This window comes from Maridesulfovibrio pacificus (SeqCode) (assembly GCF_048612815.1).
Lineage (GTDB): Bacteria > Desulfobacterota > Desulfovibrionia > Desulfovibrionales > Desulfovibrionaceae > Maridesulfovibrio > Maridesulfovibrio pacificus.
This window is the reverse complement of sequence record NZ_JBLZNE010000002.1, coordinates 109,948-133,590: the sequence shown is the minus strand read 5'-3', so window position 1 is coordinate 133,590 and position 23,643 is coordinate 109,948. Positions and strand designations below refer to the sequence as shown.

General features: G+C 50.7%; 32 protein-coding genes. 8 read left to right on the top strand and 24 right to left on the bottom strand.

Annotated elements, in window-relative coordinates; genetic code table 11:
- The 23 genes from ACNI23_RS18055 to ACNI23_RS17945 form a co-directional block, all read right to left on the bottom strand.
- The gene (locus ACNI23_RS18055; RefSeq protein WP_420249182.1) at positions 1–327 is read right to left on the bottom strand and encodes a hypothetical protein; all 327 of its coding nucleotides are present in this window, start codon (positions 325–327) and stop codon (positions 1–3) included.
- Complete coding sequence (locus tag ACNI23_RS18050; RefSeq protein WP_420249183.1) at positions 327–1,685, bottom strand: terminase large subunit domain-containing protein; 1,359 nt, start codon at positions 1,683–1,685, stop codon at positions 327–329. The genes ACNI23_RS18055 and ACNI23_RS18050 overlap by 1 nt, the downstream gene beginning before the upstream one ends.
- Positions 1,678–2,214 (bottom strand): phage protein Gp27 family protein, encoded by a 537-nt coding sequence (locus tag ACNI23_RS18045; RefSeq protein WP_420249185.1) that lies wholly within the window; start codon positions 2,212–2,214, stop codon positions 1,678–1,680. The genes ACNI23_RS18050 and ACNI23_RS18045 overlap by 8 nt, the downstream gene beginning before the upstream one ends.
- Positions 2,214–2,507, bottom strand: coding sequence for a VpaChn25_0724 family phage protein (locus tag ACNI23_RS18040; protein ID WP_420249187.1), 294 nt, complete (start codon positions 2,505–2,507; stop codon positions 2,214–2,216). The genes ACNI23_RS18045 and ACNI23_RS18040 overlap by 1 nt, the downstream gene beginning before the upstream one ends.
- On the bottom strand, positions 2,507–2,827 hold the full coding sequence (locus ACNI23_RS18035; RefSeq protein ID WP_420249189.1) for a DUF2730 family protein: 321 nt from the start codon (positions 2,825–2,827) through the stop codon (positions 2,507–2,509). The genes ACNI23_RS18040 and ACNI23_RS18035 overlap by 1 nt, the downstream gene beginning before the upstream one ends.
- On the bottom strand, positions 2,828–3,016 hold the full coding sequence (locus ACNI23_RS18030) for a hypothetical protein (protein WP_420249190.1): 189 nt from the start codon (positions 3,014–3,016) through the stop codon (positions 2,828–2,830).
- Entirely contained in the window at positions 3,009–3,398 is a 390-nt protein-coding gene (locus ACNI23_RS18025; protein ID WP_420249191.1) for a holin family protein, read from the bottom strand. The genes ACNI23_RS18030 and ACNI23_RS18025 overlap by 8 nt, the downstream gene beginning before the upstream one ends.
- The gene (locus ACNI23_RS18020; RefSeq protein ID WP_420249193.1) at positions 3,395–3,742 is read right to left on the bottom strand and encodes a hypothetical protein; all 348 of its coding nucleotides are present in this window, start codon (positions 3,740–3,742) and stop codon (positions 3,395–3,397) included. The genes ACNI23_RS18025 and ACNI23_RS18020 overlap by 4 nt, the downstream gene beginning before the upstream one ends.
- 1 nt (position 3,743) lies before the next feature.
- A complete protein-coding gene (locus ACNI23_RS18015; protein ID WP_420249194.1) occupies positions 3,744–4,256 on the bottom strand; it encodes a DUF5675 family protein in 513 nt (170 codons plus the stop codon).
- A gap of 252 nt (positions 4,257–4,508) precedes the next feature.
- Positions 4,509–4,952 (bottom strand): helix-turn-helix transcriptional regulator, encoded by a 444-nt coding sequence (locus ACNI23_RS18010; RefSeq protein WP_319778312.1) that lies wholly within the window; start codon positions 4,950–4,952, stop codon positions 4,509–4,511.
- Position 4,953: 1 nt separating this feature from the next.
- On the bottom strand, positions 4,954–5,421 hold the full coding sequence (locus tag ACNI23_RS18005) for a phage protein GemA/Gp16 family protein (protein WP_420249195.1): 468 nt from the start codon (positions 5,419–5,421) through the stop codon (positions 4,954–4,956).
- Between the two features lie 52 nt (positions 5,422–5,473).
- A complete protein-coding gene (locus ACNI23_RS18000; RefSeq protein ID WP_420249197.1) occupies positions 5,474–5,698 on the bottom strand; it encodes a hypothetical protein in 225 nt (74 codons plus the stop codon).
- The gene (locus ACNI23_RS17995; protein WP_420249200.1) at positions 5,686–5,910 is read right to left on the bottom strand and encodes a hypothetical protein; all 225 of its coding nucleotides are present in this window, start codon (positions 5,908–5,910) and stop codon (positions 5,686–5,688) included. Before ACNI23_RS17995 ends, ACNI23_RS18000 begins: the two co-directional genes overlap by 13 nt.
- 3 nt (positions 5,911–5,913) lie before the next feature.
- Positions 5,914–6,423, bottom strand: a complete 510-nt coding sequence (locus ACNI23_RS17990; protein ID WP_420249201.1) for a host-nuclease inhibitor Gam family protein — start codon at positions 6,421–6,423, stop codon at positions 5,914–5,916.
- Positions 6,424–6,732: a hypothetical protein gene (locus ACNI23_RS17985; RefSeq protein WP_420249202.1), complete on the bottom strand. Its 309-nt coding sequence runs from the start codon at positions 6,730–6,732 to the stop codon at positions 6,424–6,426. It abuts the gene before it with no gap.
- Positions 6,733–6,741: 9 nt separating this feature from the next.
- Positions 6,742–7,899, bottom strand: a complete 1,158-nt coding sequence (locus ACNI23_RS17980; protein ID WP_420249203.1) for an AAA family ATPase — start codon at positions 7,897–7,899, stop codon at positions 6,742–6,744.
- Between the two features lie 3 nt (positions 7,900–7,902).
- On the bottom strand, positions 7,903–9,657 hold the full coding sequence (locus tag ACNI23_RS17975; protein ID WP_420249204.1) for a TnsB C-terminal domain-containing protein: 1,755 nt from the start codon (positions 9,655–9,657) through the stop codon (positions 7,903–7,905).
- Between the two features lie 3 nt (positions 9,658–9,660).
- Entirely contained in the window at positions 9,661–10,830 is a 1,170-nt protein-coding gene (locus tag ACNI23_RS17970; protein ID WP_320174919.1) for a hypothetical protein, read from the bottom strand.
- Between the two features lie 3 nt (positions 10,831–10,833).
- Positions 10,834–11,154 carry a hypothetical protein gene (locus ACNI23_RS17965; RefSeq protein ID WP_420249205.1) on the bottom strand — a complete coding sequence of 107 codons (321 nt, stop codon included), beginning with the start codon at positions 11,152–11,154 and terminating at the stop codon, positions 10,834–10,836.
- 11 nt (positions 11,155–11,165) lie between these two features.
- Positions 11,166–11,471 carry an IclR family transcriptional regulator gene (locus ACNI23_RS17960; protein ID WP_319778323.1) on the bottom strand — a complete coding sequence of 102 codons (306 nt, stop codon included), beginning with the start codon at positions 11,469–11,471 and terminating at the stop codon, positions 11,166–11,168.
- Complete coding sequence (locus tag ACNI23_RS17955; RefSeq protein ID WP_319778325.1) at positions 11,459–11,926, bottom strand: hypothetical protein; 468 nt, start codon at positions 11,924–11,926, stop codon at positions 11,459–11,461. Before ACNI23_RS17955 ends, ACNI23_RS17960 begins: the two co-directional genes overlap by 13 nt.
- Positions 11,905–12,354 carry a hypothetical protein gene (locus ACNI23_RS17950; RefSeq protein WP_319778326.1) on the bottom strand — a complete coding sequence of 150 codons (450 nt, stop codon included), beginning with the start codon at positions 12,352–12,354 and terminating at the stop codon, positions 11,905–11,907. The genes ACNI23_RS17955 and ACNI23_RS17950 overlap by 22 nt, the downstream gene beginning before the upstream one ends.
- Positions 12,355–12,382: 28 nt before the next feature.
- Positions 12,383–12,601 (bottom strand): DNA-binding protein, encoded by a 219-nt coding sequence (locus ACNI23_RS17945; protein ID WP_420249207.1) that lies wholly within the window; start codon positions 12,599–12,601, stop codon positions 12,383–12,385.
- Between the two features lie 125 nt (positions 12,602–12,726).
- Between ACNI23_RS17945 and ACNI23_RS17940 the strand changes: the two genes are divergently transcribed.
- From ACNI23_RS17940 to pbpC, 3 genes are all read left to right on the top strand, one after another.
- Positions 12,727–13,308, top strand: a complete 582-nt coding sequence (locus tag ACNI23_RS17940) for a helix-turn-helix domain-containing protein (protein ID WP_420249208.1) — start codon at positions 12,727–12,729, stop codon at positions 13,306–13,308.
- A gap of 262 nt (positions 13,309–13,570) precedes the next feature.
- Complete coding sequence (locus ACNI23_RS17935; protein ID WP_420249210.1) at positions 13,571–14,515, top strand: single stranded DNA-binding domain-containing protein; 945 nt, start codon at positions 13,571–13,573, stop codon at positions 14,513–14,515.
- Between the two features lie 319 nt (positions 14,516–14,834).
- A complete protein-coding gene (gene pbpC, locus ACNI23_RS17930; protein ID WP_420250674.1) occupies positions 14,835–17,141 on the top strand; it encodes a penicillin-binding protein 1C in 2,307 nt (768 codons plus the stop codon).
- Here the strand turns inward: pbpC and ACNI23_RS17925 are convergent.
- A complete protein-coding gene (locus ACNI23_RS17925; RefSeq protein WP_420250673.1) occupies positions 17,138–18,709 on the bottom strand; it encodes a SidJ-related pseudokinase in 1,572 nt (523 codons plus the stop codon). The two genes, pbpC and ACNI23_RS17925, sit on opposite strands and share 4 nt — an antisense overlap.
- Positions 18,710–18,914: 205 nt before the next feature.
- Here ACNI23_RS17925 and ACNI23_RS17920 point away from each other — a divergent pair, with 205 nt between their 5' ends.
- The 5 genes from ACNI23_RS17920 (at position 18,915) to ACNI23_RS17900 (ending at position 23,634) form a co-directional block, all read left to right on the top strand.
- Positions 18,915–20,192, top strand: coding sequence for a double-cubane-cluster-containing anaerobic reductase (locus ACNI23_RS17920; RefSeq protein ID WP_420250672.1), 1,278 nt, complete (start codon positions 18,915–18,917; stop codon positions 20,190–20,192).
- Between the two features lie 51 nt (positions 20,193–20,243).
- Positions 20,244–20,996, top strand: a complete 753-nt coding sequence (locus tag ACNI23_RS17915; RefSeq protein ID WP_420250671.1) for an acyl-CoA dehydratase activase — start codon at positions 20,244–20,246, stop codon at positions 20,994–20,996.
- A gap of 120 nt (positions 20,997–21,116) precedes the next feature.
- Positions 21,117–22,628, top strand: coding sequence for a 30S ribosomal protein S1 (locus ACNI23_RS17910; protein ID WP_420250670.1), 1,512 nt, complete (start codon positions 21,117–21,119; stop codon positions 22,626–22,628).
- A gap of 117 nt (positions 22,629–22,745) precedes the next feature.
- Positions 22,746–22,907: a hypothetical protein gene (locus ACNI23_RS17905; protein WP_420250669.1), complete on the top strand. Its 162-nt coding sequence runs from the start codon at positions 22,746–22,748 to the stop codon at positions 22,905–22,907.
- Between the two features lie 4 nt (positions 22,908–22,911).
- Positions 22,912–23,634 (top strand): sulfite exporter TauE/SafE family protein, encoded by a 723-nt coding sequence (locus ACNI23_RS17900; RefSeq protein WP_420250668.1) that lies wholly within the window; start codon positions 22,912–22,914, stop codon positions 23,632–23,634.
- Positions 23,635–23,643: the final 9 nt, after the last annotated feature.

The following is a 23,643-nucleotide window of genomic DNA, read 5'->3' as shown; positions in this document are numbered from 1 at the left end:
TTACCCCAGAGTGGTTTTAAGGCCCTTGGAAGCGACACTGGCCACAGACTCCAGCCCCAGTGCGCCGGTTGCCAGAGTGGACGAACTCTGCCGCTTACGCAGGGTGTTGTTGGCCTTGGCCGCTGCATCGTCCGCCAGCTTCTTTTCTTCCGCTGCGGCTGCGGCTTCATCAGCTTCACGCTGCGCCTGAAGCTCCGCTGTGGTAGGTCCGGCCTGAGTTTCAACTTTGTTATCGCCGTTTAGCTCGGCTAATACGGGGTCATATTTTCCTGTCAGCCCGTAGACCGGGTTGGCGATTTTGGAGATTACTTTAACTACTCCGCCCATTACATGCTCCATAGGTTGCTTTCAGCTCTTGCCTGCTGGCGGTGTCCACCCCCTGCGAGGCCGATAGAGCTGTGAGAGTTGATAGTGTGAGTCTGCCGGGGGCCGCGCCTGCGATCCTCGCGAAAACCAACGGCAAAGTATCTGAACGCATCCACCGCATGAGATGACCAGTCGTGCAGCGGCTTGGCTGCAAAGTCTCCAGCCTTCTCCTTGAACTGGCGGCGGTAATGAAGCAGGGCTTCAATGCCCAGATCACAACGGCCCTGATCAAAGTGGCAGTTGGGAATCATGGTTCGCACAGCGTTGATGCCGTCCTGCACCGGAATGTTAGGAGCCACGTCAAACCGGATTCCTAAAGACCGGGCAACCTCAAGCCGGCTTTTTCCCGTACCCAGTTCGCGCACCCGGATATCGTGAGGCGCAATGTGCCGTCCGTAGCTGTACGGTTTCTCACTGAGCACGTTGGCGTAGTGGTCCAAGCCTTCGCCGCTGGCCTCGTAGTAGTCGATCACAGCGTACTTGCCGCCGGGGTACGCCTGTACGAACCAGATGGATGTGGAATCGCTCATGCCAAGATCCCATGAAGTATGCACAGGTAAGCTGGAATCGTAAGAGACATTGGCGATACGTTTGTCCCGCTCGGCATCTGCCATCAGCCTGCCGAAGAACGCGCCCTTGATTGCCGCCATGAAGCTGCATTCCATCTCCTGTTCGTATTCTTCAGGAGACATGTCCGCCTTCATGGCTTCCAGTTCTTCAGGATCAAGAATCCCAGTCTCGGAGGCACGATAAAGAGCAGCAAACCAGTTCGGATCGTTCTTCGCCCGCTGGTACAATTTCCAAAGGACGTTCTTGCCCTTGGGTGTACCGATGAAATCAGCCCAGCCCTTACGGTCAGCTAATGCAGGACGGACGATTTCAGTCCATGTGTTCCATGGCATCTGTTCGATCTCGTCAAAGATCACGCCGTCAAAATACAAACCGCGCAGGCTGTCTGGGTTGTTGGCTCCAAGAAGCTGAATGACCTTTTGTCGTCCCTTGGAATCTCTGGGAAAACATGCTTTCAGCTCTGCTTCATTGAAGCTGATCCCCGGATAGTTCCACAGGTAATATTTCAGGTACGGCCATGCCACCGCTTTAGCCTGACGGTAGAGCGGTGCAATGTATGAGCTGAAACAGTCCGGCAGTTCGGACTGAATACTGCGCCGGATCAACTTGTTGACGGACATGACCGTCTTGCCGAAACGCCTATGGCAGATCTCGACAGAAAAGCGGTAAGGGCGTTGATCCCTGTAAACCTGACGCTGAAGAATGCGCGGGGAATAAGGGATGACGACTTTCTGAGGCATCTTACTCATCGTCTTCTTCCTCATCAGCCCAGGAGACAACAATGTCTCTAGGTTCATCGTCCTCGTCTGCCTTCTTGGCATCACGGGCCAGCAGCTCAAACTTGGCGCAGTCCATGGCGGCCTTCTGGACACGCTGAACAGACAGCGACAAATCCTTAAGGGATTCCGCATCCAGCTCTTCACCGGCCAGCATTTTGTTCGCTGTTTTAAAAGTCAGAGTGCGAACCATCTCAACAGTTGCGCGGCCCAGATCTGAGTGGCGAACATCACCGAGATCGCCCACAATCTGTTCCGCAACTTCACGGGCAACACGCACTTCACGCGCAGCTCGTTCCGTGGCCATGGCAAAACGGTTAAGAGCTGACCTGCTGATCCTCTCTTCCATTTCCAGCTCTTCAAGCAGCGCGTTGGCTTCCTTCAGAATGTCTTTCTGGGACAAACGATTGTCCCGCAGCGCGTCCACAACAAAGACCCGAACCTCTTCAGGCAGAGTGTGGATGGATGAGAGCCGACCACGGCCAACTTTATTGTCAGCCACTACAGCCTCGGCTCCGGCTTCTTAACGCCGTCATGCTTCTTGCCGTTGGCAACGTCCGAACCGCGCTTGGTCAGGGTGGCAATGTAAAGACCGTTTACGTCCTTGAGTTCCACCAAGCCCTGATCTTCAAGCCAGCGCAGTTCCTTGCGCAGCCTTGAGCTGTCACGGTCAAAGGCATATTCAACGGTCAAATCCAGCAGGATGTCTTCATTGAGCGCGTAGTTCGCTTCTTCCTGCAAATATTGCAGGATGGTAATGCGCAGGTGTGCTAGTAGAGTTTCCGAATATTCCACTATTTTCCTCCATTCAGCAGATGATCTTCATGACGGGTGAGAACTCGCGCCACACGTTCCACAGAATCCGTCACTCCTTTCATTTCAGCGTTTAGCCCTTTGATGTCTCCTCGAAGATCTGCAATAGCAAGAGCCAAATCATTCACGGTTTTTTCGTCCGGCAGGTTGCCCAAAGCAACTTCGTTTATGGCAACTCGTTGCTCCAGTTTCTGCACACTGTCTTTGCTGGCAAACGATTTCCGCATGCTCCAGCAAAACCAAGTGAGAAGGATTTGGGTCAAAGCCACCACGCCGGACAGGTTGAAAAAGTCAAAATTCATCTAAAACGCCTCCCAGATGACTCTGGCAATTACCCCGGACAAAAAGCAGACAAACAGCCATCCACTCCGCTTTACACGGTTCAGAAAACGATTCTTGAAACTACGGTTTTCAAGAATCGCCTGTATTTTCTGACACCGCGCTGATGCATCATTCAGGCTTTTTTGTGCTTCTCTGATTGGATCAGCCATTTTTCTCCCTCCAGGTCTTAGCCACTTTCTCCGCACTGCGTCCGACCACGTAACCGCCCAACCCCAGCTCCATCAGACTCCAGAGCTGCGTGGGCAGCTCAAGCTTCGGAGCGTTGTCCCAGAACAGGGCCAGATACGGGTAAAGCAGGTAGTTATTGGCAACGATGGCAACAATGACCAGCATCAGGATGGGCCGCCAAGAACGCTGCAACCAGTTGCCGGACATCTCAGCCAGCATGATTTTCAAGCGACCTTCCAGTTCGGCAAGCTGACCGGACTGTTGTAATTCCATCAGCTTAAGCTTGGCCTTTTCACGCTCACCGGCATCAGGCCAGATCTTGTCAATGATGGTGCTGCCGAGATCCAGAATTGAACCGATCACGACACACCCCAAATTCCGTAGGCAATCCAAGAACCGGCATCCAACACGAAGACAAGAATTGCGATGATCAGCGGTACAACTCCGCCATACTTGTGAGTCCCTTTGAATCGGGGAGAGAAACGTGCCCAAGCGGCAAGCCCCAGTGCTACGCCCAGAAGCACCCAGTTGATCCACAACCACATATCGCTGGCAATCCAGAGATAGAGGGCCAAAATGTAAAAAGCACAGCCCAGCCCCAGAGGGATGAGAGACTTATCTTTTCCCGCAAATCGGGGATCAACGCAGGGCCATACGACCAGTACTGTTGCCAGAATTACGATTATCCAGTTGATCCAGAGAGACATGCTATTCGCCTCCTTCCTGTTCCTGGGCTGCTTCTTTTGCTTTCTTGGCCTCGGCCTTGGTGGGCATCTTGGGCTTGGGTTCGTCCTCGGCCTTTTTGCCCTTGCTGCCATCAACATCGATGACGGTGATCTGTGCGACAGCTTCTCCGTCACCCATGGCGGTCATGAATTCACCGAAAGCCTTGGCACTTCGGAGCACAGCCCTTTTTCCGTTCATTTCACCGGGTTCCTTTCCGGTCAGCGGGCAACCCTCGGTGTCATCAACTGTGTTGCCTATGTGAACACGGACATAGTCACGCTTCGGAACTTCCTTGATGGTCCACAATTCACGCCCTTTGCTGGGGGAATATTCCAGTGCAAAAACATAGACTCCCGCAGGGATGCAGGAAATATCAGGTTCGTTGTCCCGCCATGGTTCTTCCAGGCACCAGCAGACCGCTTTGCCGTCAACGACAAGGACCCCTATAGTTTCAGTTTCGGATTGTTCGACACGCCTCAATTCAACCTTCTTCATTCTTTCAGCCTCCATATTGTTGTTCGTGTGGCTCTCTCGGCTTTTGCAAAAGGGATTTGTCGGGTTTTAATCGTAAAAACGTGCAACGATCCCATATGAGCAAGAAAAGACGAGACAGCGCATTTTCAGGCTTAAATCTAGCAAGTGTAGTTAGAGAGGACCAAGAAAGGTAGGAATGCTGGGAAACTAAATAAAAACCTCCCCCGGCACGAAACCGGGGGAGGTAGAAAGGAGGTAGTTATGGTTTTGGGACTATTCGTCCACGTTGTTCATTTCAGCCTGTACGCTGGTAGTTGTCACGCGCCATGGCGGGTCATTGTGGCGGATCAGCTTGCCTTCTTCAGCCAGTCTGTATGCCGTGCTGCGGCTGACCCGCAGGCAGTACATCACCTCATCAACTCGCAGGAACGCTTTATTCGCAAGCAGCTCTTCAGGAGTGATGTCGAACTGGTGGATGGATTTCTCTGCATGATTATCGGGAAGGTTCAGCATTACCTGAAAGCCTTCTGTCTTTTTGGGTACACAACGCTTGCTGCAACCGAAGCAGTGCAGGAGCGGCCAGTAGCAAACCCAGAAAGCCTTTTCCGGGTTCTTGCACTCAAGGCGCACATAAACAGAAGGATCAATGATCCCATGGTACACACGGAAACCCTTGCCGTATAAATCTGCAAAGTCCTTGAGGTTGCGCGTTGTCATTTTAGCTTCCTGTTTTTAGTCTTCTTTCAACCCGTTCCTGCCACTTCTTCAACCTTTCAACCAGCCCTGATGCCTGTTTGGGAGTCAGCCAGTTAGGATCAGCGCAGCCTTCCGGCTGCTCGTCGCATACTGTCTGTTTCTGCACCCAGCTCACCGTGGCCTCGCGCGATCCGTCCCTGATCTCGCCCAGCTCGGCCAACTGTCTCCAGAGAACGAAGATTAAGCGAACCTGTGCCTGTGCGGCCTTGGCCTTGGGAGCCTTGCCTTTCTTCGTCTTCGGCTTGGGTTCCCAGCCAAACTGTCTGGAGTACAAGCCGAGAAGGTCACCAAGCTGCTTGACGCTGAGGTCTTTGGAACTTTCCACGCCGTAGCGGGTTCTGAGCAGCGTGTAATAGGCTTCATCATCAATGGGGATCTGGCGGCGGCCTATGGCTGCTTTTTGGATTAGTGCTTTTTTATGATTGGTCATATTTCAGACTCCTATATCATGGCCGCCCATCGTCTGACGGACGGCCTTGCTGTTAATCTACAATCGCTTTCACCACACCGCTGGTCATGATGGATTCCAGAACATGGCGGTAATCTTCCGGTCTGGCATCGCCTTCAACGCAGACTTTCTTCCAAGCATCTTTAGTGCGCTGACTCATCTGGCTAGTGTCAAAGTTCTCCGCTGCACGGGCTGCCGGGATTTCCCTGTGAATGGAAACACCGGGTTGTTCTTCGACTTTATGTCTTATTTCACCCATGGCTTCCCCTTGACTCCTTCAGCCTGTTCCAGCAGGTTGGTTGTTCTCTCGGTCCAGTCTTTCGGCATTGCTTCGCTATGGACGGCAATCTTAAGCTGCTTTGCCATTGACTGGGCCACCTTCGCATTCTTCATGGCCTGAGCTTCACAAGCCATCAGCCTCGAAAGCGGGACCATCTTTTCCGGGCCAGATGCATACTGTTCAAAGCACATGACTTACTCCCCCGAGTCTTCCTGCGCGATCTCATAGAAGAACGTATCTTCTTCCTTGCGGCGCATTCTGACAGTCTTCAATTTTTCATCTGTCCAGCCCTTCATGGCTTCCTTATCAACGCCCTCAGTCAATTTGATACCCTTGGTCAGCTTATGAACTTTGAGGAGTTCAAGAACTTCTGCTATGGTGGTTTTACCAATAGTCAGCAGCTTGGTGGATTTGCGGAAGCCGATGATGCCGAAGGTCATTTTTTTGCTCTTGTTTTTCGGGAACAGTTCATCCTTGTTCAGGCTGGCATAAGTTCCAAGAGCAGCTTCAAGGACCTTGATGCGGGCCTTTTTCGGCTCAACCTTGAGCTTGCAAACAGTTTTAGCGGCGTCGATTGTTTCATTCATGTCGGATTCAAGTTTGCCGATCCCGCGCTCCAGTTCGGCAAGTTCCGCCATAGCCGAATCTACTCCGGGCAGGTCCTCGATCACCATGATTTCCGGCTTCTTTCTGTTCGTGGTCATTTAGTTTTCCATCCTTCTGCCAAGGTCATTGGCAATCTGTTTTGAGTCCATGGGCAGCTTAACCGGGCCGACTTCACGGCGCTGGACAAAGTTTAAAAACACCGGGGGCCGCTCTTCGTACTTGCCCAGAATCTGCACGTTGTTTACTGCGGAGCGGATGCAGACCTTGGCCTTGCGGATTGACTCTTCATCGCCGTTTTCAAGAAAGGCGAGAGCATCAATCAAACTTTCTGTGGATCTCTGCCCAACTGGTCCCATGGGTGAGGGTCTGAAAGCTCCGTTGCCAGTTGATCTTCCTGTGTCGTTCATAATGACTCCTTAGACCTGTTTAATGATTTCGGGGGTGATGCTGGGTGCGCCGATGTTCGCGGCCAAGTTTATGGCTGCGGTAAGCAGGTTGCCCACTGCCAGCGGATAGACCAGAGAGACAGATTCCTTTGACCCGGATCTGGGGGCAGGTCCGGTCAGCCGATCCCGCAAAGCTTCCATGGCCTCGGCCGTGATGATACTGGTGGCATCCTTGCCGATGCGGTCAAAACGGAACTTCACGTATTCGGGCAGGCTGCCGCTCATGTCGGGCAGTTCAATCATTTCGCAACGCTGGACCACTTCACGCACCTGCGGATTGGTTTCACTCAGCTTGTAGCGCAGCTCGGACTGGCCCAGCAGAATGATGGACATGAGCTTGCGGAAGCCGTCTTCCAGCTCCAAGAACCGCTTCAGGTGCTTAATTGTCGGGATAGGCAGCGCGTGGGCTTCCTCAATGATCAGACAATGCGCGTAACCGGCGCGGCTGCTTTCCCTGAGCGCAGTGTGCAACTGACGAAACCTTGCTTCAGGGCTGGATTTCAGCGGCGCGGTGGGATCAATGACTTCCATGATGGCTTCGGCAATGTGCAGGGACTTAAGGCTCTTGCCTTTCTTGTCGTTGTCTTCCATGGCCAGTACGTAAGGCTCAATGATGTGGATGTGCTTGCTTTCATTCCTGACTCGTTCATGCAGATCTTTGCGCAGCGTGGATTTGCCGGACCCGGATTCCCCGACCACTGCGATCAATCCGCCCTGACGGGCAGTGTGGTACATAGCCTCGCGTACATAGCGGATGTCGTTGGACAGAAACACGTCTTCCGGGCTGTTGACCTCGTCAAACGGGTTTCTGACCAGACCGAAATGCCGCTTGGCCTCCGGGAATAATCCCTGCTTTCTAAGAAGCATAACCTTTTCCTCCGTGGGTTCTTCCCCGGTCCCGTCTTCAGGACCGAAGAGGTTCATAAGTTCAAATTCTTCCGCGCCAGCCTTGCGCAGCTCGTCCAGAATGGCCTCTTTAATCTCGTTTTTATCCCTCCCTTTGGGCCATTTACCCCCCTTGATCAGGTGGCACATGGTGGTTGAGGAGTAGCCCAGCTTGCGGCCCATGCCACTCTGGGAAATCTTTTTGGCCTTCATCAGCTCCATTAACTGTTGATATTCGTACATTTGCTACTCCTGTCCGTTCACTACGCGCAGCGGGGCAATAACCTCGGCCTGTCTGGAAAAACGTTCCACAATGCTGTCCAGCTCGTCATGGGGAACGGCATTGCCGTAACGCTGTTCGAGCCATGCATATGCTTCGCCAGTCCACTGATCGCCCAGCTTGTTCTTCAGGATCATGGCGGCCTCTACCAGCTTGTAAGGGGCAACCTCGCGCCTGCTGGCATCAAGCCACAGATCACGACCTCGGCGGGGCATGTATTCGGGAGCGGGTTTGACATCGGCCATGGGATTGACGTTTTCCGGCGGGACGCAATGGTTGGCACCCGGCTTAACGTTGGTGCCGGACATTTCATCAAATTCATTGAGAATCTTCTCAGCCTTGGTTTCAGCGTGGGATTTGTATTCCTCACCGATAATGGCCCCGTTCTCCCAGAATCCGGCCTCGTCCTTCTTCACCGGCTCAACAGTCCAGACCGTTTCGTCACCTGTGAGGGGATCGGCAACGGTCACATCCACTGCCGGGGCGCGGTATGGATTGACCACAACCATGACCTGCATCTGCGGCATGATCCCACCTACCATGCGCAGGTCGTAATCATTGCGGCCATATCCCTTGATGGTGTGGGAAATGGAAAGATCAGCGGCAACTTTGGCTTTTTTGGGCTTGGTGGTGACCAGCTCCCGGCACAGCTCCAATGAAGGAGCAAGGCGCAATTGTTTTTCTGTAATGGTCAGCCACATGGCATTTCGGCTTTTCCCGGTGCGGCTGTGGATGGCGTTGGCATTGTAATGCTGCCGCCATTTGTCCGCCTCGGCTTGCAGCTCTGCAATGGAATTGATTTCCATGAAGCGTAGCCGGGCTTCAAATTGCGTTTCCACGATGCTGTTGGCGCACTCAACCTGCCCCTTGGAACGGGGACTTCCTGCCTGATGTGTTTCCCACCTGATCTGGAGACGGTCCAGCAGGTTGATGAACAAGTGTGCCATGTTCGCGCTGCCCTTATCCATATAGAGGAAGAACGGCAGCCCATGCATGGGATCATGCGGACCGCGCTTGATAACTGCATCCAGAAACACATCCACCAGCCCCTGTGCAGATTCACCTGCGGCCTGCACGTAACGCACATAGATGGTGCCGGAGTAATGATCTGTAATTACGTACCGCCAAACCCGCTCCCGTTCTGCTTTCTTGAGATTGCCGGGTTTGTTTTTGTAGTAATCCTTCTCTTCCATGACCTTCACTTTGCCCTTGGGCAGGTAAAAAAGGACACACAAGGAGGGGTCAACCTGCCAACAATGGTTCGGGTGCAAGCTTCTCATATGAATATGCGGGTTTCCGTTTTTAAGCTGATCAGGATGGCAGCTGTAAGCCCTCATGGTCCGGCTGAGGGTGGAAGCTGATGGCATGATAACTTCGCCTGTTTCAGGATTTACAAAACCTTGGCCGGATTCTGCCAATATGTCGCGCACGGTGCTGATTTGCAGACGTTTCTTACCGACTGCGCTAGCTCCCTTGGTAATCATATATGAAGCTTTCATGGCCGTTTCCTCATCCAAAAAACATTTGCCACGGTCGTTGCGCCTCTTGCGCCCAGACTCCCAGCCTATCTTGGACTTAAGTCTGCGGTAGACTGTCTGTTCCGAGCAGTTAAGCAACTTGGCCGCCTCTTGTACCAGCGGCTTGCGCTTACCATGCCCGACCTCGTCCAGCCTGTTTGCAAGGGTGCGCAATGCGTCTATTTCGCCCAGAGTCACAGTCATGGCCTACCAGCTCCCGTGTGCGTCGTTTGGTTCTTCGGTGTTTCCGGCTTCCAGATCGGCCTGCGCATTTCCGCGCATCCATTCCGGGTAGACCATTTCTGCAAAGTCAACAGGTATGGAGCAGTCCATCAGGAACTGGTTAATGGCTCCGCAGACCTGCCGGGTCTCAAAAACAGCGTGTTCTTTGGTGTGCGCGGAAATATCGCCGTCACCAAGAACTTCGGAGACAACCTGCATGAAGGGCTTGATTGCAGCCAGAATGGCAACGTGTTCTTTGTGCAGCCGTTCCACAGCCTTTTCTTCACGGGCCAGTTTGAGTTCCAGATCAGCATCCGGGGGCAGGCTCTTGAGCTTGAACAGCTCAGTTTCTGCCTTTTCAAGGCGGGTGGATTTGTCCTTGAGCAGCTTGTCACGGGCTTCAAGATCGGCTTTGAGTTCGTTTGATTCCTTCTTGGCTTCTTCACGCTCCTGCACATGCCGTTCAGTCATGTCTTGAAGGATGTCCAAGACTTCTTCTTTGTTCTCAGCAGCAATGGCTTCTTTGACTACTGCCTGTTCTCCTTCAGGCAGAGCATTTAAAGCGCGGTAGTCTTTGTTACGGAAGCCGATTCTTTCAGCACTTTCATAGAGTTCAGGACCGAGGCTATTGAAGTTCTTTGAAAGTTCCTGCATACGGCGATAGGACTTGCCCAATTTTTCTTTGCAAAATTCTTCGATATTCTGAAACGGTCGCAGGTTTCCGTTTTCGTCGCAGAAATGTAGATTTTTATAAGCCTTTGATTTTTTTACTTTTTGAAAAATTTGGATAGTCATAGAATCTGCGACGGTCGCAAAAAATGTTGTTGCTTCAAGTCGTCCGAGGTCCTTGAAAACCTCTTCAACATTGTCAATGGCCTGCGCAACCAGTGCATCTGTATTCTGAGTCTGCTTAAGTTCCATTCCGCGCTCTTCACTGATCTCCGGCACCAGAGGTGCTTCCATGGCTTCGGTAGTGTCTGCCAGATCAACAATGTCAGGATCAGCAGGGGCGTTGATGACTTTATTGGCCTTCGCATACTTCTCGCACAGACCGTCAGTTCTGGTGCATTTGCCGGTTACGCCAGGGATGGTGATTCCCTTGGTAGGATTGTTTTTGCCCTTGTGGTATTCACATGATGTGCATGGGTATTTCATGGGTTACTCCTGAATATTTACTGTTGTGATGGCTGCTTCACCTAGATTGCTGCCGCACTGAATAAGACCGGAAGCGGAAGGCTTGCCTTCCTTAATCCATCCAATAAAAGCTTCGACCTCTTCGCTGTTCTCCAAAACTTCATCAACTACATCCTGCATGATCTGGGTTACTTCGCCGGAAGCTTCCAGCAGAAGGAGCTGCATGGACGCAAAAAGATCTAATGCGACCGCAGGTGTATGCTCTTTATTCAGCTCCATAACGAAGTCGGAGTTGTAAATTTCAGTTCCGTCCTTAAGGGCGATTACCAATTTGAGATCACTCATGATTCACCTCGTTAGTTGTATGCTGCTGCTCCGGCAGCAACTCTCTGGTTAAGCTCCATGATCCGGTTCTGCGCCCGGTCCACTTCGTTGGCGTGTGCCTGTGCGATCTGGAGCATGGTGATGGAAAGGACAAAGCGCCCGGTTTCCAGTTTGGTGACCAGCCCTACATCCTGCAAAACAGCCAGGGCGCGGGTGATGTTGACGGGTGTTTCGTTCAGCCCCTGGGCCAGCTCTGAATTAGACAGCCCATTCAGGGAATGCCCCTTGAGAGCTACAAGGACATTCAGTGTGCGGTGGGCGGCGGTTACTTTAGACATTTCCAACTCCCATTGAACATTTCATTAAAAGAGGCTTCATCGCGGCGTACCAGTTCGATTTCCCTGTCTGAGTGGTCAGGCCAGTTCGGTTTCTTGGCGATCATCTTTTCGATCTCTTCGACCCGATCTAATTCCTTGCAGAACGCATCCAAACGTCTATCTAAATGGTGCTCAAAAACCCTATGGATATATGCGAGCTTGCCTGCGGAAACTTTCACTGCTTTGAGAAATGACACGCAATCATGAACGCTTACGGGATTCGCGTTTGCAGTTCCAAGTACAGCTTGGGAACAATCGTCCTGTTCTTTCTGAATGGACCGAAAAAGCCATTCAAATTCCTTCTGAATGTCGGCCACCATTTCAAAAAGATCGCCCCTGATTCTGCACTCGAATTCGTGGTTCCTGCCGCTCTGACGGCCACCCAACCTCAAAATCATTTTCCGATCTTGTCCCATAATTCCTTCTTCCTCTTAGTTCGCCGTTTATCTTCAGCCGCCATGATCCCAAGCTCGAAGTAGGCAACTTCTTCTGGGCCAAGCAGCTTGCAACCTGTTCCTTCCAGCGCAGCCTTGATCAGGCTGTAGTCTTCCGTTATCTCTGTGAGCGCAGCCACGAAGTGCAGCGGAATCGGACGGTCCTCTTTCCCCGGCGCAGCCCAGTTGTTGAGCTGGTGGATGGAAACCTGATGCCCTGTGAGCCTTGAAAGCTCTTCCGCAACCACGTCACGCGAAAGCCCACACTCTTTCAGCGCATGGCCCAAAGCCTCTTTGACAGCCTCAAACCTGCGCAGTGAGCCACTTTCAAGGCTTTGCGATGGGAGGCTGGACAAAGGCAGGGTTAATTGCACCATGCGGTTGTCTGATTTGCGATTTCTTTTAGACATTGCGGTGGTTGCTGCTGGCTGCTATAGATTAGGCATTGATGGCGGTTGCGAGGTCTTGGACGATCTCACCATCTTTAAGGCCAAGCCTGACTGCGATCTGGTGGGTCATTCCCCTTGTGGGGTTCCGCCTTTCGTTGATCACCTCATAAACAAGATTCGGGGGATAGCCGTTGGCTACGGCCCACCCGGAAATGGAGATGCCTTTTTTGCGGAATTCGTCCTTTACTTCTTTGGAGGTTCTAACCATTCGGTAACTCCTTTTTTTTAGCCGTGTTTGTGTGAACTGGTTTGAATGTGTTGTGTGTTTGTGTGAACTAGTTATGCACCATATTTGGAGCAACGTCAACCCAAATTTGGTGCAGTGGGATAGTTATGGAGTTTGAAAGATTAGGTGAAAGGATTTCATTTGTTCGTGGCAATATAAGTCAGGCAGAATTTGCCAAAGCATTGGGCGTTAGCAGAAACACCCTAATTCGTTACGAAAAAAATGAAACTGAACCGACAGCAGGGTTCATAATAAGCATAGCAACCAATTATGGAACAGATGTTAATTGGCTGTTGTTTGGCGAGTCTGCATCAGAATTGAACATCGGCAGTTCAGAAATGGGTATTTGCGCCAATTGTGAGAAGATGGAAAAACAGCTCTCAGAAGAAAGGGCCGAAAATCATCAACTGGTAAAAGAATTACGAGAGCAGACCAAAGAAATCATAGCGCAGGGAAAAGAAAACCGGACGTTGTCAGCAGAGAACCGAAAGCTGCGTGAAGAGAACGAAGACTATATAATCCAGATAAATATGCTTGAAGACGGGTACATGGATCATGATGATCGAATCATTCATAACTCCGTGCCCGAACCCACCAGACAGCCTAAAAGGGTTGATTTGAGTGGCGCATGCTGTCTCTTGCCCGAAGATGCCCGGAATAAAGATAAGTATGAGGAACGCCAAGAGTGACTATTAGAGAATGGCCCTCTCCCTGATACAGAGTATGTGCAGGATCAGGGTGCCATGTATAGCGATGTGTACAGGGATAAATATGCTGAACCCAGAGACTGGTGGGAAGACATGGCTGAAGAGTATAGCAGGGGTCAGGCATAGAGCGGTGAACTGGAGCCGGGTAGCTGCGGTTGGGAATATAGATTGGGGAATTTTTAGGTAAGAGAATTGGGTTAGAGTTGTATTGATTTGTATATGAGATTTCTAAAAAGGAGCTAGAATGGCCCAGATTCAGAATTTAGACCAGTTGCTTACATTCATGTGGGAAGTGTCCGAAGGCCGCGCAACAGTTGACGATGTGGAACTAATGCAGGGGTGTGCCACTATCCCGATCCGTATGCAGGGTGTGACGTGGGACAAACGGATTGACATCAGAAGTGCTCAATTTGTTTTGGACATGCAACGGGAGCTAAGAGACTTTTGTAAGCAATATCCGCACATTCTGGGTTCAGAGGCTCCATTGATCAAGGTTGCCATTCGTCAAGGTAGTGGTATATTAGATCCTGACTTTCTATCAGTGATCAAGGAGGCCCTTCCAAACATGAACGCCAAGACGGCAGCCGTTCTTATCACCCTCATTATTACTATGGGAGGGTACCAAGCGTGGGACAGATACCAAACCTCGCAGGATAACGCACGCGCTAATGAAGTCTCGGTTGTTGCGATTCAGTCCATGAAGGAAGTGGCCATGAAGCAGGGATTTGACCCTGTAAAATATGAAGCACCGTTCAGAAAATTGGCTTCTTCCTTGAAGGAAGGAGATAAAATTTCGGTAGCCGGTGGGGTTGAATTGCCAGCTACTGAGGCCAAGAAATTTGTAAGACTCAAGCCTGTAAAGACTTTGGAAATCACATCTCCCTGCGATGGTGTCTATCAACTGACAAAGATAGACCTTACCAAGCCCACCCCTGTTCTTGAGCTTTCTCAGGGCGATTTTCATATCAAGGCATTCTTGGAGCACCTGAGCGATGAAGCCAGGCAGGCATTTTTGAAATCTATTGAAGAAAGGATTGAGAGCAAGCAGGTTCCGTTGAATCTCACAATACAGCTCGATGTCAGATACACAGATAAGAAAGTAAAGTCTGGAAGTATTGTTGGTGTTGGCGCAGCACGCGAAGGGTTGACGCACAAAACACTGGCAGATCTTCCATCTAACAAAAAATAGTAACCGGCGATTCTGGAAGAAGGAAAGCTGGTATTTTTTTTAGGGGCCGTCATGGTGATTCAGGCAAGCCCCGGAGAGCACAAAAAAGACCTGGAAAAGAGTCTTTGAACTGTTTCATATAGTGAAACACTATTTCAAAAAACTTTCCCAGGTCTTCCCGTGTCTTCCCGGTTAATCCCGAATTATCTCATCATTCCCCTTAATTTATATCACCAGTCTTCAGCTGGGGAAGGGGAAACTCTTGCAAGAGTTTCCCCTTCCCCAGACCCCATCCCCTTCAGAAACTTTTAGTTGTACTGTCAGTAAAGTTTATTTCGTGATGAGAAACAGAAATCTTCTAATACTTGGTGGGTCAGTTCTTTTTCTCATCATATGTTTTTTTGCGCTGGATCTTATTTTTCCCTTTCCCGAACACAAACTGCATCAGCCTGTTGCCTCGGTTGTGAAAGACCGTGACGGCGACGTTCTGCGAATTTTCCTTCCCCCTGACGGGGCGCGGCGCATGCATGCGGATTTTGATAAGATTTCTCCGGTATTGAAAAAGACCTTGCTTGCTTCAGAAGATCAATGGTTCGAATATCATCCGGGAATTAATCCCATTTCCGTTGTCCGTGCTGCAATCATGAATATTGCCGCAGGACGAGTTGTATCCGGAGCCTCGACCATTCCCATGCAGATCGCACGTATGGCTGAGCCGAAGAAACGGACTTTATGGGCTAAATCCATTGAATCTTTCAGAGCCCTGCAACTCAAATTACATCACTCAAATGAAGAATTGCTGGAAATCTACCTGAACATGCTGCCCTACGGTGGGAATATTGTCGGCGTGGGGGCGGCTTCCCATTTCTATTTCGGACATGGACCGGATACTCTTTCGCTGGGGGAAGCTGCTCTGCTGACCACCATTCCCCGTGGCCCTGTTTATTATGATCCCCTGCGCAATCCACAGCAGGCACGAGAAGGACGCAACCGCGTCATGCATCAACTGGCTGCAAAAGGAGTTTTCCCGGCAGAAGAAATCGCGCGCAACTTGAAATTACCGTTGCCTGATTCCATTAAGCCGGTCCCACTTGAAGCACCTCACTTTTCCCGCATGGCCTTGGAGCAAAATGGACAAGCCAATGAAGTAAAAACAACCCTTGATTCCACTTTGCAGCAGGCCGCACAGGAAATGCTCAAAACCCACGTAGCCCGTCTGCGTAGTGATGACATCGACAATGCTGCCTGCGTAATTATCCATATTCCAAGCCGCGAGATACGTGCGCTGGTCGGTTCGGCGGATTTTTTTGAAAAAGGGTACGGCGGGGCCATCAATCTGACTGACAAAAAACGCTCTCCCGGTTCAACCCTCAAGCCTTTCATCTACGGGCTGGCCTTCGATCAAGGCAAGCTGGTACCGGATTCTTTCGTTTATGACATTCCCGTGGATTACGCCGGATATTCCCCGCAGAACTATGACCGCATTTATCATGGACAGGTCACGGTAAGGCAGGCTCTTGCAAAATCGCTCAATATCCCGGCAGTAAATACTCTCGCCGACACCGGGGTAGCGGAATTTATCGAGCTACTCAAAAAAGGCGGGATCAGCACACTTGATAAATCGCCAATGGAGTACGGACTGCCTCTCGCCTTGGGTGGCTGTGAGATCAAGCTGACTGAGCTGACCAACCTTTATGCTTCACTTGCTGACGGGGGAAAATTCAAACCCTTCACCGTTTCCTTCAGTGAACATACGGTAGAAACACAGATTCTTTCTCCGCAGGCAGCATGGCTTGTTCTTGAAATGCTTTCATCGGTAACCAGACCGGAAATGAATGAAACATGGATGCTGACCCGCGACATGCCTGAGACAGCTTGGAAGACAGGAACTTCTTTCGGACACCGTGACGCTTGGGCTGTGGGTCTTTCTGGTGATTACGCCATCGGCGTATGGGTTGGAAACCCGGACGGCAGGCCGCGCAAAGGGATCTCCGGGGCTGTTCACGGCGGACCGTTGCTTTTTGATCTACTTCGCATGGCTGCTCCGGGCGGGAAACTCCCCGCACCGCCGGATGGTTCAGGTCTCAGCGAAGTGGAGGTATGTGCCCACAGCCGCCAACTTCCCGGACCATTCTGCACCAAGCGCACAACCATTCGCACCCTTGCCGGAAAAACACGCCTGCATCCATGCGAAGAATGCCGCCAGATTTTTGTGGATTCCAAAAGCGGTTACCGAATTTCCGGTGAATGCCTCGGGCGCAAAGGCATCAAAGCAAAAGTCATCCGTACTATCCCAGCCAAACTTGCCAGATGGCGGGCGGAAAACAATTTCGAAGTACCGCACCTGCCACCGCTGGCACCGGACTGCGGGCTGATTCCTTCCGGCATCGCCCCGAAGATAATCTCTCCGGCAGCAAACACACCCTACCTGCTGCGCAAGGACACCCCGCTGAAATTCCAGCAGATCGCCCTCAAAGCCGAAGCCGGACCGGATAGCGGAACATTATATTGGTTCCTTGACGGGCGCTTGATCAGTATGGGCAAGTTCGATGAGAAGCTGTTCACGGAAGTTAGTGTCGGGGAACACAGGGTTTCAGTTAGCGATGAGATCGGGCGTATGGATGCTGTGGAATTTGAGGTGCGCTAGCCCCACCTATCACCCAAAGCCCGCGAAGCAATACAACACCCGGCAGCCATGGCTGACCATTCGATAATTTCCGGCAATGATATAGTACTGTTAAAATCTCCAAGGTGCGGCCCGGTGGTCAAAGGGATGTCTTCCTTATTCTTTTCTATGGAATATGCCTTATCCGGTTCCATGCCGCATTTGATGAGATATTTGCGAAACTCATTATCTTCTAAGATTTCCTGATCCACCACACGCATAAATTCGAACATGTGACGATCAACACCCATTTCATTAATCATATCCTGCACCAGTTCCGGGATGTGCAGGTCGATTTCATTTTGGAAGTCCTTTCCGGTAAACCCATGGTAATACTTGTCGAAACAATACTTAACCGCTTGTCCAAAAAAATCTGCATCAAATAAATGGCGGGCATCAATTGGTTCATCATTGGCATCAAGGCCGCAAAGATCAGGTGCCTGTGCCCGGAACCAACTTCCCAGCACCAGCAGGATCGACATAAAATGTGAACCGATGGCCCAGTAAAAGGAATCACGACCCGGCTTCATCACCTGCAAATGCTCAAAGTCCCGCAGACCGGAACGCCCGAAATTGGGGTAGCGGCAGGAATCCAGCCAGCGGTCCAAGCGTCCGAACCTGCGCCATTCATAAACGCCTTCATCCGTGCGTCTGGTGGCCTGCACCCTATTATGGAAAAGAGGAATGGGTGCATCATGAACTATGCCCCGTCCGGCCAGTTGACCAAGCAAGAAAGAGTTGCGACCCATTATTTCCAGCATCTCTTCTGCTGAACTGCGTTTATCTTCGCGGTCATCATTGGGGTAAACAAAATAATCGCTATGAGCATGGTAGGCCATGGCGTAAAGCTCTTCGTGCAGGTTTTCCGGCGCATCTGCGGGAAGACCTTCCAGCTTGAAAACCACGTGCCCGCCAATGGTGTAAGGCTGAGGACAATCAAAACGGACACCGTCTGTAGCACTCTCATGACACAGCCGTTCCATCCAACGCCCCTCTAAATGTAAACCTTCGGGATTCTCGCCCTTACGTAAAATTTTAATGGCGAAAATACGATTATCACCCTTGGCATCCATAACCGCACTGCGTCCGGAAAAGACAGGTTCGCCCACAACTTCGGCATTTTTGAGCAGGGTTTCCCATTTAACACTGGGAGCAAAACCTAGAAACTGTTCTGGAGGGTCTGGCAAGGAAATATCAAAAGGCAAAACGCCCAGACCGGCAGAAGCCTCTACTGCAGCATATTTTTTACAACTGGAAGCTGCCTGAATCTGTAAATGCAAGGCGGAATGCGATACCGCACAATCCGGGCAGCCGTGCCCAATAGCTGCAAGAGTCTTGGCGCATTCCCGGTAGAGGAGCTGAGACATACGCTGAGAGCTGTAACGCTGTTCAATAAGCATATCCCATACAGCGTGGACAATTTCATTATCCGCACATTCAGGTTCTTTCTGGATCAATGAACGCAGGTTGCGCACATCCATATAAGCCGCGCTGAATTCCCGTTCCGGGGTTAATCCCCGCGCGTAAGCAGTAGCTTCGTTTTTTCTCAATTTGTCCCCTCACAACTTTTGTGCTGCAAAGAGTTATACGAAAGCCTGCATTAAAGCCAGCACAGGCATTGAGTACTTATCGACCAGACAAATCCATCAATCCCAGACAGATAGTTTAATTCTATTTGTAGCAAACCCGTAACTCATTTATTCAAAAGAAGTTTAGCCTCAATGTTCTTCAACAATTAATTTGGGAGATTTGACCATGGAAAAAGCTTCGTACACCGACATGTGGGAAAACCTGAACCTCGACATTGAAGCCCATGAAGGGTTGCTTGAAGTTCTGGGCAAATTTTACGGTGATATCTACATGAGCCAGCAGGGACGTCTGCAAGGTATGGAGTACCTTGATTTCGTACTCTCCGAGGTTCACGGACTGCGCATTCAGGAGTTGGTGGAAGCCAAGGAACAGGGTCGTAAGATTATCGGAACCTTCTGCGTTTTCGTACCTGAAGAACTTACCCTTGCCGTGGATGCAATCCAGGTCGGTCTCTGTGCCGGAGCTGATGCCGGGACCGAAGCAGCCGAAACAGTTGTTCCCCGAAACACCTGTGCCCTGATCAAATCTTTTATCGGCTTCAAAATGGCTAAAATCTGTCCTTACACCGAATCCTGCGACCTGATCATCGGTGAAACAACCTGTGACGGAAAAAAGAAAGCCTACGAAGCATTCGGCGAAATGGCACCCATGTACGTCATGGAAATTCCCCAGCGCAAGGAGGCTTCCGACCGCGCTCTTTGGAAAGCCGAAGTTATGCGCTACAAGGAAGAGCTTGAAAAACTGACCGGAAAAACAATCACCGCTGAAGCACTCAAGAAATCCATCAAGATCGTCAACGACAAACGCCGCGCCCTGCAACGTTTGAACACCCTGCGCGCTGCAGTGCCCACCCCCATTTCAGGACGTGATGTACTGCTCATCAATCAGGTCAGCTTTTATGATGATCCGATCCGCTTCACCAATTCCATTAATACTCTCTGCGACCAGATTGAAGAACGCATTACCAAAAACGAAGGCATCGTTCCTGAAAAGACTCCCCGACTCATGCTCGCCGGATGTCCCATGGCCGTGCCTAACTGGAAACTGCCCTACATTATAGAAAGTTCCGGCGCGGTAGTTGTTTCCGAAGAATCCTGCATCGGTACCCGCAACACCCGCGACCTGGTGGATGAATCTGCTGAAACAGTAGAAGAAATGATCGACGCCATCTGTGAACGCTACATGAAAATCGACTGTGCCTGTTTCACTCCCAACGACGAGCGTCTTGAAAACATCAAAAAACTTGCTGAAGAGACCAAAGTTGACGGCGTTATCCACTACTCGCTCATGTTCTGCCAGCCGTACACTCATGAGACCTTCAAGGTTGAAAAGGCACTGGCTGACGCAGAAGTGCCCATGCTGGCGATTGAAACCGATTACAGCATGGAAGATGTCGAACAGTTGAAAACTCGCGTTGAAGCATTTGTAGAAATTATATCATAGATTCTGTAAAGGGGTGGATGTTCTGCATCCACCCCTTACATTGGAGTATTCATGATTGCTGGAATTGATATCGGATCACGTTCCATGGAACTGGTAGTTCTGGATGGTGATGAAATCGCTTTTAAACGCAAACTTCCGACCACCTTTGATCCCTCAGCTCAAATCCAAACAATACTGGAAGACGTCAAACTGGATCGCATTGCAGCGACCGGATACGGGCGTAAGCTGGTTACTGAAAAACTTACCGGATGTGAGTGTTTTTCGCTGACCGAGATTAAAGCATACGCTCTGGGAGTCTCACATCTCTACCCCGAAGCACGGACTATTCTTGATATCGGCGGGCAGGACACAAAAGCAATTTCACTGCTGGGTAAAGGTAAGGTAGCGAAATTCGAAATGAATGACCGCTGTGCTGCCGGGACCGGAAAATTTCTGGAGCATCTGGCAACAGTTTTTCAGATTCCCATCGAAGATTTCGGAAACTACGCCTTAGAAGGGACCGAACCGCTCATGATCAACAGTATGTGTACTGTTTTTGCGGAAACCGAGGCCACATCACTCATGGCCCAAGGTAAAAATCCACGGGATATAGCACTGGGCCTGCATGGTTCCATTGTACGGCGCACCACCAACATGCTGGGCCGTGTAGGTTTGAAGGGACCGCTGGTCTTCGCGGGCGGAGTTGCCAATAACCCCTGTGTTGTCAGTATGTTGAAAGACTCTTTGGATATTGATCCGCTCATTCCTGAAGAGCCTGATTTTGCCGGAGCACTGGGCGCAGCCCTGCACGGAAAGGTGCAATAAAAATTATATGAATAAATCGTTTGAAAATTGCGCCTTTTCCCGTTAGGTTCCCATTGTCCATGGCGCTATAAAAAACCTACCTTGCCGGGACCAATTTGCCCTTTCAGGAGAAACAAGAGCATGTCCGAGAAAAACTTGGAAACCAATGGCGAAGAGAACTTTGCCGAACTGTTTGAAGCCTTCCAGTCTGAATCCAACGACAATCTTCAGGTCGGAGACCAAATCAAAGGAACCGTCATTTCCATTACCAAAGATTCCGTGTTTGTTGACACCGGGTCCAAAGTGGATGGAGTTGTCGACCGTGATGAGCTGACCGATGAAGAAGGCGAACTGACCGTTAAGGACGGAGATACCGTGGAACTCTACGTTATTTCCATGAACAACAATGAAATCGTCCTTTCTAAAGCCATGTCCGGCGCGGGCGGTCTCAATATGCTGCGTGAAGCATACGAGAACAAGGTCCCCGTTGAAGGCAAGGTTGCAGAAACCTGCAAAGGCGGCTTCAGAGTAAAAATGATGCACCGCAAAGTATTCTGCCCTGTAAGCCAGATCGACACTTCTTTTGTCGAAGATGCTGAAGCTTTTGTTGGCAGCACCCACAATTTTCAGGTCATCAAGTTCGAAGAAAACGGTCGCAACATTGTTGTTTCCAGAAGAGTTCTTCTCGAACAGGAACAGGAAAAAGCCCGTGAAGCATTCATGCAGGATGTCCAGCCCGACGCTGTTATGGAAGGTAAAGTCACCAAACTGATGCCTTTCGGCGCGTTTGTTGAACTTACTCCCGGCGTAGAAGGCATGGTTCACATTTCCGAACTGAGCTGGTCCCGCTCCGCCAAGCCTGAAGACGTTGTTCAGCCCGGAGATGAAGTATCCGTTCGCATCCTTTCCATGGAGCCGCGCAAAGACGGTAAAGGCCTCAAAATCGGTCTTTCCCTCAAACAGCTGCAGGCTGATCCCTGGGATGAAATCGGCGATAAATTCAAGGCTGGAGACAAGATCACCGGTACTGTTGTCCGTTGTGCCGACTTCGGTGCTTTCGTTGAAATCGCTCCCGGCATTGAAGGTCTCGTTCATGTATCCGAGATGAGCTACACCAAACGCGTCCACAAACCGGAAGATGAAGTATCCCCCGGTCAGGAAGTGGCAGTCATGGTAAAAGACATCGATCCGGTCAAACGCCGTATCGGCCTGTCCATGAAAGACGCTGCTGGTGATCCCTGGATGGACATGGAAGACACCTTCAAGGTTGGTCAGGAAGTCGAAGGAACCGTGGAAAACCGCGCTGAGTTCGGTATCTTCATCAACCTCGCACCCGGCATCACCGGCCTGCTGCCCATGTCACGCATCACCCGCTCCGGCAAACAGGCTGAACTTGAAGCCCTTAAGCCCGGTGACAAGGTTAAAATCTCTATCGAAGAGATCAACACCACAGACCGCAAGGTTACCCTCACCGCTGGTGAAGCCCAGAAAGCTGACGGGGACAACGACTGGAAAGAATACACCAAGTCTGCTCCCAAGAAGTCTGCACCCCGCAAATCCGCTCCCAAAACCTCCTCCACCTCCGGTGGTACCGGCGGTTTCGGCGGCCTGCTCGGTGACAAACTTCAAGAAGCCATGAAAAACAAACAATAGTCGTTCCAAAGACCGGACATTCTTTTGGGATGTTCGGTCTTTTTTTATTTTACCATGAATAATAGCAAGACTATCGCATGCTGGAAGGATTGCTGATCCGGATTTAAGGAGGTGAGTTTGCACCTTCAAGACATCGAGTCAGGCAACACCGTAAAAGTCGAAATTCGTGACGACCAGCGCTCCAACATTACTATTCTCTGCCGGCTCAGGAAAGCTGAAATCATCACTGAGAAAACCCTCCCTGATAGCATCATTCAACTGACCCTGCGTAAAAATTAACGATATGTCCCCCTTCCTCATTATCCCAGCTATTTTTCTCAGTGCCGGATTCGTGCAAGGCCTGACCGGATTCGGGGCAGCACTGGTCGCAATGCCTCTGCTGGCCTTCATCATTGATATCAAACTTGCCGTACCCATCTGCACTCTCTGTGGTCTGTTCATTAATATCAATATGACCCATAAGCTGCGCAACAATTTTGACCGATCAAAAATACTCCCCCTGATCATTGGCAGCATACCGGGTTCAATATTCGGAACACTGGTTCTAAAAGAAGTTAACGGTGATTACATCAGGCTCTTCCTCGGGTTGTTAATCACTGCTTTTGCGGGCTACTCACTGATTTCAAAACCCATCAGGCTGCACATCAGTAATAAATGGGGATACCTTGCAGGTTTTCTGACCGGATCCATTGCCGCAGCAGTCAGTGCAGGAGGACCGCCAAGCATCATTTACACTTCCATTCAGGGCTGGAAAAAAGAAACCATAAAGGCCACGCTGGTCTGCTTTTTCCTTTTTTCCGGGACATTGGCTGCAACCGGTCATCTACTCAGCGGACTTACCACCTTTTATGCTTTCAAAATGTTTCTGGCCTCCGCACTTCCTATTGTTCTGGGAACGTACCTCGGCAACAAGCTTTCCTGCTGCATTTCCGAAGAGTTTTACCGCAGAATCGTCATGACCCTGCTTGTCATCATGGGATTGATGCTTATATTCCAGAACGTCTAATAAGGAAAT

What these genes read in the sequence shown, in the direction of transcription:
- ACNI23_RS17990 (WP_420249201.1), bottom strand. Translation starts at nt 6,423, where the DNA reads ATGACCACGAACAGAAAGAAGCCGGAAATCATGGTGATCGAGGACCTG.
- ACNI23_RS18000 (WP_420249197.1), bottom strand. Translation starts at nt 5,698, where the DNA reads ATGGGTGAAATAAGACATAAAGTCGAAGAACAACCCGGTGTTTCCATT.
- ACNI23_RS17950 (WP_319778326.1), bottom strand. Translation starts at nt 12,354, where the DNA reads ATGTCTAAAAGAAATCGCAAATCAGACAACCGCATGGTGCAATTAACC.
- ACNI23_RS17940 (WP_420249208.1), top strand. Translation starts at nt 12,727, where the DNA reads ATGGAGTTTGAAAGATTAGGTGAAAGGATTTCATTTGTTCGTGGCAAT.
- ACNI23_RS17985 (WP_420249202.1), bottom strand. Translation starts at nt 6,732, where the DNA reads ATGAACGACACAGGAAGATCAACTGGCAACGGAGCTTTCAGACCCTCA.
- ACNI23_RS18035 (WP_420249189.1), bottom strand. Translation starts at nt 2,827, where the DNA reads ATGAATTTTGACTTTTTCAACCTGTCCGGCGTGGTGGCTTTGACCCAA.
- ACNI23_RS18020 (WP_420249193.1), bottom strand. Translation starts at nt 3,742, where the DNA reads ATGTCTCTCTGGATCAACTGGATAATCGTAATTCTGGCAACAGTACTG.
- ACNI23_RS18010 (WP_319778312.1), bottom strand. Translation starts at nt 4,952, where the DNA reads ATGACAACGCGCAACCTCAAGGACTTTGCAGATTTATACGGCAAGGGT.
- ACNI23_RS17915 (WP_420250671.1), top strand. Translation starts at nt 20,244, where the DNA reads ATGATTGCTGGAATTGATATCGGATCACGTTCCATGGAACTGGTAGTT.
- ACNI23_RS17945 (WP_420249207.1), bottom strand. Translation starts at nt 12,601, where the DNA reads ATGGTTAGAACCTCCAAAGAAGTAAAGGACGAATTCCGCAAAAAAGGC.
- ACNI23_RS17920 (WP_420250672.1), top strand. Translation starts at nt 18,915, where the DNA reads ATGGAAAAAGCTTCGTACACCGACATGTGGGAAAACCTGAACCTCGAC.
- ACNI23_RS17995 (WP_420249200.1), bottom strand. Translation starts at nt 5,910, where the DNA reads ATGTGCTTTGAACAGTATGCATCTGGCCCGGAAAAGATGGTCCCGCTT.
- ACNI23_RS17965 (WP_420249205.1), bottom strand. Translation starts at nt 11,154, where the DNA reads ATGAGTGATCTCAAATTGGTAATCGCCCTTAAGGACGGAACTGAAATT.
- pbpC (WP_420250674.1), top strand. Translation starts at nt 14,835, where the DNA reads ATGAGAAACAGAAATCTTCTAATACTTGGTGGGTCAGTTCTTTTTCTC.
- ACNI23_RS17935 (WP_420249210.1), top strand. Translation starts at nt 13,571, where the DNA reads ATGGCCCAGATTCAGAATTTAGACCAGTTGCTTACATTCATGTGGGAA.
- ACNI23_RS17910 (WP_420250670.1), top strand. Translation starts at nt 21,117, where the DNA reads ATGTCCGAGAAAAACTTGGAAACCAATGGCGAAGAGAACTTTGCCGAA.
- ACNI23_RS17900 (WP_420250668.1), top strand. Translation starts at nt 22,912, where the DNA reads ATGTCCCCCTTCCTCATTATCCCAGCTATTTTTCTCAGTGCCGGATTC.
- ACNI23_RS18050 (WP_420249183.1), bottom strand. Translation starts at nt 1,685, where the DNA reads ATGAGTAAGATGCCTCAGAAAGTCGTCATCCCTTATTCCCCGCGCATT.
- ACNI23_RS18015 (WP_420249194.1), bottom strand. Translation starts at nt 4,256, where the DNA reads ATGAAGAAGGTTGAATTGAGGCGTGTCGAACAATCCGAAACTGAAACT.
- ACNI23_RS18005 (WP_420249195.1), bottom strand. Translation starts at nt 5,421, where the DNA reads ATGACCAATCATAAAAAAGCACTAATCCAAAAAGCAGCCATAGGCCGC.
- ACNI23_RS18030 (WP_420249190.1), bottom strand. Translation starts at nt 3,016, where the DNA reads ATGGCTGATCCAATCAGAGAAGCACAAAAAAGCCTGAATGATGCATCA.
- ACNI23_RS17970 (WP_320174919.1), bottom strand. Translation starts at nt 10,830, where the DNA reads ATGAAATACCCATGCACATCATGTGAATACCACAAGGGCAAAAACAAT.
- ACNI23_RS17960 (WP_319778323.1), bottom strand. Translation starts at nt 11,471, where the DNA reads ATGTCTAAAGTAACCGCCGCCCACCGCACACTGAATGTCCTTGTAGCT.
- ACNI23_RS17955 (WP_319778325.1), bottom strand. Translation starts at nt 11,926, where the DNA reads ATGGGACAAGATCGGAAAATGATTTTGAGGTTGGGTGGCCGTCAGAGC.
- ACNI23_RS18055 (WP_420249182.1), bottom strand. Translation starts at nt 327, where the DNA reads ATGGGCGGAGTAGTTAAAGTAATCTCCAAAATCGCCAACCCGGTCTAC.
- ACNI23_RS17975 (WP_420249204.1), bottom strand. Translation starts at nt 9,657, where the DNA reads ATGACTGTGACTCTGGGCGAAATAGACGCATTGCGCACCCTTGCAAAC.
- ACNI23_RS17980 (WP_420249203.1), bottom strand. Translation starts at nt 7,899, where the DNA reads ATGTACGAATATCAACAGTTAATGGAGCTGATGAAGGCCAAAAAGATT.